Genomic DNA, 1,539 nt, shown 5'->3' with positions numbered 1-1,539 from the left:
GCTTCCAGGATGGAAATGCGATATTTCGGGCTGCCGGACCTATGAAGAGCTTCCGGAGAATGCAAAAGCTTACATTCGTATCCTGGAGCAGCTTCTGAACCATGAAATCCAGTTTATTTCCGTCGGAGCCAGACGGGATCAGTTTTTAACAAAAGGAGCCTGGTTATGAGACATTTGATCGATCCACTTGATTTTACCCTTGAAGAAACTACAAAAGTTCTGGATCTGGCTGACCGCATTGCAGAAAGTCCAGAAGTGTACAGCCATGTGGCAGATGGGAAAAAGATTGCCACTCTTTTTTACGAACCAAGTACCAGAACCCGTCTTTCCTTTGAATCTGCCATGTTAAGCCTTGGCGGAAAATCCCTTGGCTTTGCAGGTGCTGAACAGTCCAGTGCCACAAAAGGAGAAACGGTAGCCGATACTGCCCGGGTGGTAAGCTGCTATGCAGATATCATTGCAATGCGGCATCCCAAGGAAGGCGCTCCCCTTCGCGCTTCCATGTATGCCACAGTGCCGGTAATCAATGCCGGGGATGGCGGACATAATCATCCTACCCAGACATTGATCGACCTTATGACCATCCGCCAGAGAAAAGGTCATCTGGATCACCTGACAGTTGGTTTTTGCGGTGACTTGAAATTTGGAAGAACCGTACACTCCCTTGTAAACAGTCTGGTACGTCATCCAGAAAATGAGTTTTACTTCATCTCCCCGGAAGAGCTTAAAATCCCGGATTACGTAATTGAAGAGACCTTAAAGCCTAACCATTCTTTTTACAAAGAGGTTACCAGCCTGGAGGAAACACTTCCCAAACTGGACATACTCTATATGACAAGGGTTCAGAAAGAGCGTTTCTTTAACGAAGAAGATTATGTCCGGTTAAAGGATACCTATATTTTAAACCGCGAGAAGCTGAGTCTGGCACAGCCGGATATGCCGGTTCTTCATCCTCTTCCAAGGGTGGATGAGATTGCCTCAGATGTGGATCAAGATCCAAGAGCCGCTTATTTTGACCAGGTACAAAACGGAAAATATATCCGTATGGCACTTATTATGGCGCTGCTTGAAATCCCGGATCCGCTGACAGGAAGGACGGTGCTGTAATGTTAAAGATTGAATCTATCCAAAATGGAATTGTGATCGACCATATCCCGGCTGGAAAAGGAATGGATATTTACAAGCTATTGGAACTGGACTCCCAGAAGCAGTCCATTGCCCTACTGCAGTCCGTAAGAAGTGAAAAATACGGCTGTAAAGATCTGATTAAAATAGAGGGGCTTACAGAGCCTGAGCGTCTTGAAGTCCTTGGTTATTTGAACGATGGAGTCACTTTGATCGTAATTCGTGATGGAAAGGTGGTAAAAAAATATCATCCTGTTCCGCCAAGAACTTTAAAAAATGTAATCAAATGCAAAAATCCCCGCTGCATTACCAGTACGGAAGCAAACTGCGAGCACATCTTCAAATTGTCCTCCAGTGGAAAATATAGATGTATTTACTGCAACCAGGAAGCTTCCCTCTTAAGATAGAAACTAC

The 1,539-nt window shown here is 45.0% G+C and carries 3 protein-coding genes; all 3 read left to right on the top strand.

The window, feature by feature from the left end; all coding sequences use genetic code 11:
• A partial coding sequence (locus I4V84_RS19455) for an adenylosuccinate synthetase (protein ID WP_195993194.1) occupies window positions 1-169 on the top strand: 169 nt, incomplete at its 5' end.
• Window positions 166-1,107 carry an aspartate carbamoyltransferase gene (pyrB, locus tag I4V84_RS19450; protein ID WP_195993193.1) on the top strand — a complete coding sequence of 314 codons (942 nt, stop codon included), beginning with the start codon at window positions 166-168 and terminating at the stop codon, window positions 1,105-1,107. The genes I4V84_RS19455 and pyrB, both read left to right, overlap by 4 nt.
• Window positions 1,107-1,532 (top strand): aspartate carbamoyltransferase regulatory subunit, encoded by a 426-nt coding sequence (locus I4V84_RS19445; RefSeq protein ID WP_148462559.1) that lies wholly within the window; start codon window positions 1,107-1,109, stop codon window positions 1,530-1,532. The genes pyrB and I4V84_RS19445 overlap by 1 nt, the downstream gene beginning before the upstream one ends.
• Window positions 1,533-1,539: the final 7 nt, after the last annotated feature.

It is taken from the genome of Ruminococcus sp. 1001713B170207_170306_F1 (assembly GCF_015668065.1).
GTDB lineage: Bacteria > Bacillota > Clostridia > Lachnospirales > Lachnospiraceae > Blautia_A > Blautia_A faecis.
The sequence above is the reverse complement of the archived record's forward strand: the minus strand, read 5'-3'. Positions and strand labels throughout refer to the sequence as shown.

Coding starts and splice junctions, on each gene's coding strand:
- I4V84_RS19445 (WP_148462559.1), top strand. CDS start 1,107: ATGTTAAAGATTGAATCTATCCAAAATGGAATTGTGATCGACCATATC.
- pyrB (WP_195993193.1), top strand. CDS start 166: ATGAGACATTTGATCGATCCACTTGATTTTACCCTTGAAGAAACTACA.